The organism is Methylomonas subterranea, assembly GCF_024505185.1.
GTDB classification, from domain to species: domain Bacteria; phylum Pseudomonadota; class Gammaproteobacteria; order Methylococcales; family Methylomonadaceae; genus Methylomonas; species Methylomonas subterranea.
On record NZ_JANIBJ010000074.1, the window covers coordinates 1 to 4,337 of the forward strand.

The window sequence follows — 4,337 nt, forward strand, 5'->3', positions numbered from 1 at the left end:
GCATTCCCCGGCCAAACGCCGGGGCCTCATTGAAGCTCCTGGCAGCTCGTTCGAGCTGGATATTGCCGCACAATGCATTCCCCGGCCAAACGCCGGGGCCTCATTGAAGCTGTGAAATCCAGCACGGCACCGTTCATGGCGGTATGCATTCCCCGGCCAAACGCCGGGGCCTCATTGAAGCTTCGCTGATTTGGTAGCCGCCAGCCGGGGTCTGTAGCATTCCCCGGCCAAACGCCGGGGCCTCATTGAAGCAATTGGGACTAGCGGGAGCATTTGAACAGAAACTTACGGTTTCAACAAAATCAGACTATGCAAAATTTCTCTAAAGCGGCCACTGACAATGATTCATTTCGAACAGACTGGCCATCAGGTCACGACCCAAACTTGACGGTCGCACTTCTCCAAACCAGTCAGTCAGCTAAAAGTCACTGGTTCGATACTGTGGGCAAACCTGCATTTATTGTTCTGGTTATCGTTATTTCCGTTCACAACTGCCTGGATGGGGGAAAATCACTTTGCGGCTATACCAACGATGGCTTACGGAGTGGTTCTATTGATGGCAGCAATCGCTTACATATTAATACAATACCTCATCATCGTTTCACAAGGGGCAAATTCGCTATTAAAAAGAGCTGTCGGTAGCGACTGGAAGGGTAAATCCTCACCATTGATTTACTTAATAGCGACACTAAGCACGTTTTGGTCGCCATGGTTAGCTCAAGGGCTTTATGTGCTGGTCGCATTGCTATGGTTAGTGCCAGATCGACGTATTGAGAACGTGATGTCTGAATATTAAAAGGATTTTTGATTTGCCAAGCAAATGACCAAATAAAACTGGGCTTTTCGTTGTAACCTTAACAATAAATTGAGTTGGTGAAGGTCTGCTCAAGCCTATTTGAAGGTCAGCTATTGAGAAACATGTATGGCGGCTTTCTGGCCGATTGGTTCAGCACCAATTAAAGCAATGGCTTGCGCGTCAATTTTTCTTGAAAATCTGCAATAATCAGAGGTTTCCTAACCCCTTTAAACGCCAAAATCGGACTTTTGATTTAGTTTTGTCTAACCTGTGATTTTTTAAAAACCCATCCGCAGACTTTTCAATACTTCTGCCACTTCGGGTTTTGCAGTCGATGTGGGTGGGAATATAGCGCAGATTGTGCGACGAATTTCCGGATCTGACAGATAACGAACTTGAATCTTATCTGCATTTTTGGTGATGGTGAATTCCGGCATTAGCGCAACGCCGATTCCGGCGCGTACCATACTCAGTATCCACTCTTCGCTATTACTTCTATAGGCAGCATAAAGATTGACCTGCCGCCCCTGGCACACATTCCTCAGTGTTTCACGCAATTCACAGTTCAGGCGATCCAAGTAAGGTTCAGCTTGTATGGTCGCTAAATCAATTTGTTGCATTTGATTGAAACGGTGTTTGTCGTTGAAGACAACAACATAGCGTTCTTCGTAAAGCTTTAAAGACTGGTAATGCCCTACCGGTAAGGATGTTGGTGCGCTGATAACTAAATCCAGGCCATCTTCATCAAGTTGATTCAATAGATTGCATTCACTGTCGACGACTAATTCCAGTTCTATATGTGGTCGTTCTTGCTGAAAGTCAGCGAAGAATGGACTTAGATGGTGTGCGGCAATTGTCGTCATCACGCCGATGCGAAGCGGCACAGTATTTAAGCGGCTGAAATGCACAGCCTCTGCTTTGACAGCTTGCGTCTTGCGCACTATTTCGCGTATGGAAGGTTCGATCAAACGTCCTAAAGCCGTCAACCGGCATCCGCTGCGGTCTCGGCTAAATAGCTCACCGCCAAGTTCATCTTCCAATTTCTTAATTGCTTGCGTCAGGGAGGGTTGGGCCACATAGGTTGCTTGTGCAGCGCGAGTGAATGAGCCTTTATCGCAGACGGCCAGAAAATAGCGAATTTGTTGCATTTCCACAGCTTGTCTCCTTTCTTGAATAGGAAAAACCTATTATTTCATAGAAAATTGGTATTTTACAATTAACATAACTCATTATTTAATATAAACACCAAGTCACCTAAATATTCAATATTCCTATGAAAACAGCAAAATTAATCGTAATGTACCCTACACCAACAGATTTAAAAACTTTTGAACGTCGTTATGCTGATGAGCATGTGCCGATGGCGGTCGAAAAGCTGGCCGGCAAAACACGATTTGTCGCCTCATTGATTCTTTCCAATGCAGACAAATCTGCAGCGCAGTTTCATCGGATTGCCGAGGTTTATTTTCCATCCCTCGCCGAATTAGAGGCTTGTCTGAATTCACCAGGCGGCCAAGAAACAGCTCAGCATGCCGTTGAGATTTCTAGCGGTGGTGATCCGTTGTTTCTGATCTCCGAGGTGGAAACCTTTGATTTCTAATCCGACCATCGGATTTAACATAATCACAGTGGAGGCAAATCAATGTCTAACTCTATCAAACTAAAAAAGGTGGCTTATAAGCGCATTAGGTGGATGGGTCTGCTGCCTGTTGTCTTTTGGGTCGGATTAATGCCAACTATTGCCCAAGCGCATCGCGGTGCGCCTGACGAGGCCGATGCTTGCGTTACGAGAGTTGGTTTTGAACGAGTCCATTTCACGGCCTATACCCCGACTCTGTCAGGGGATCGGGAATATTGCAGCATCATTCCCGAAATCGGCCCAACTAATTTGGTGTTCGACTACGAAGGTAAAAGTCTGCGCAATGTCAGCGTGGAATTCGAAATCACCAAAGAACCTGAAGGGCAAAGGGTTTTTTATCAGCAGCCGAAAAAAGTTAAAAACGGCACTTTCGATAGTATGGTCGATTTTAGTCAATATGGTGCTGGTAATTATTTGGCACACATCGCTATTGTCGACAAGGATAAGCGTCTTGATACTCATATTCCGTTCTCTGTTGGCCTGGAATCGGTTCCGGGAAAAGGCTATATGCCGCAGATTGTGATGATCGGAAGCTTGTTGTTGCTGGCTTATATAGTAATGAAGTTAGCGAATAAGGAAGCGCCCAATCACTCACCTGGGGCATGAGCGAATGGTGCAGGCGAGTCAAACGTACTTAGGGGGAATATGACTATGAATATGGCTCAATTAAAGGTTTTTCTTTTAAGAACCAATTCTTGGCAGAAAGTGCTATTCGGGTTACCGATATTAGTAATGGTTGTCATGCTTTTGATGGATCATAGCGGCGACTCGGTAGAATTGGGGCAGGCCGTGTATCGACCTGAGATGCTGCAACGTCTTTGCAAAGCTGATCAACTCAGTGGAGACGCTGGAAAGACTTATGGTGAAGAAACCGAAAATGGCATCAAATACAATGTCCGCACACCAGCCAATTATGATGCATCCGTTGCCCACCCACTATTACTGGTATTTTCTCCGGCCGGATCGAATCGGGCTAAAACCGAAAAAACAACTGGGTTCACTTTTCCTGCTACCCAAGCCGGTTTCATCGTGGCCTATGCGGATCACCCGGAATTATCGCCCAGCACTACCGTAGAATTAGGCACCATTCCCAGTTTAATGGCCAAAAAGTGGTGTATTGATGAAAAACAGGTCTATGTTACCGGGCATTCCGATGGAGGGACTTCGGCAATGGCATTAGCATTTATGACTGGCACACGACACATCCCACGTGCCATTGCGCCGAGCGCAGCAGGGGTTGCATATGATGATTTGCGCGACCGCAGATGCCCCGAGCCCTTGCCGGTTATGATCATGCACAGCAGCAAGGATCGCCTGTTTCCTGGTTATGGTCAGCAAGCGGTTGGTTGGTGGGCAGCTTGTAATAAATGTGATCCTATTCCGGATAAAATCGCAAATGGTTGCTCCTCTTATTCAGGGTGTGCCGGGGGCGTAAAAACGTTGTACTGTGAAGGTGATCAAATCCATTCACATTGGCCCGAGCGAAGTCAGGATATTGTCGAGTTTTTTGTGTCAGCGACTCAAGTTAGCCCACGGGCAAAGTGAAATTGGCTCCATATGAATCGTAATGGGTGCAAAGGTAAACCCGAAAGCAAACGGTCACCCGGATTCCTCTCGGGTCTGCCAGCTCCTTTTTGTGGCTGAACAGTTGGTTGACAACCGACCTGGACGTATTGAGCCTAGAGCCATCAAACGACGACCCAAAACGAAGCCGAATACCGGACAGCCGATTGGGTTACATGGTGCCTTAATTATTAAAATGGGATAGCTACTCCGAGCGGCGGGTTTGGCCGTAGTGACGCAGTCATAAAGTCGATTTGCTTGCCGAATACCTGACATTCGGTTGGGTCACGGGTTGCCTTAATTCACTAAATTGGAAAGTTACCCCGACCGACCGGTTTT

The 4,337-nt window shown here is 46.7% G+C and carries 5 protein-coding genes; 4 read left to right on the plus strand and 1 reads right to left on the minus strand.

Translation table 11 applies throughout. The annotated features are described in order from the left end of the window. The first annotated feature begins 556 nt into the window (after positions 1–556). Positions 557–796 (plus strand): hypothetical protein, encoded by a 240-nt coding sequence (locus tag NP590_RS20190; protein WP_205453084.1) that lies wholly within the window; start codon positions 557–559, stop codon positions 794–796. Between the two features lie 278 nt (positions 797–1,074). On the opposite strand, the gene NP590_RS20195 is transcribed toward NP590_RS20190, so the two are convergent. Further along, positions 1,075–1,950, minus strand: a complete 876-nt coding sequence (locus NP590_RS20195) for a LysR family transcriptional regulator (RefSeq protein WP_256604544.1) — start codon at positions 1,948–1,950, stop codon at positions 1,075–1,077. A 119-nt stretch (positions 1,951–2,069) separates the two neighbouring features. Here NP590_RS20195 and NP590_RS20200 point away from each other — a divergent pair, with 119 nt between their 5' ends. From NP590_RS20200 to NP590_RS20210, 3 genes are read left to right on the plus strand one after another with little or no spacing between them, the layout of a single operon-like run. Continuing rightward, entirely contained in the window at positions 2,070–2,396 is a 327-nt protein-coding gene (locus tag NP590_RS20200) for an EthD family reductase (RefSeq protein WP_096876911.1), read from the plus strand. A gap of 42 nt (positions 2,397–2,438) precedes the next feature. Then, a complete protein-coding gene (locus NP590_RS20205) occupies positions 2,439–3,041 on the plus strand; it encodes a hypothetical protein (RefSeq protein WP_256604546.1) in 603 nt (200 codons plus the stop codon). Positions 3,042–3,086: 45 nt separating this feature from the next. Next, positions 3,087–3,980 (plus strand): CE1 family esterase, encoded by an 894-nt coding sequence (locus NP590_RS20210; RefSeq protein WP_256604547.1) that lies wholly within the window; start codon positions 3,087–3,089, stop codon positions 3,978–3,980. The last annotated feature ends 357 nt before the right edge of the window (positions 3,981–4,337 follow it).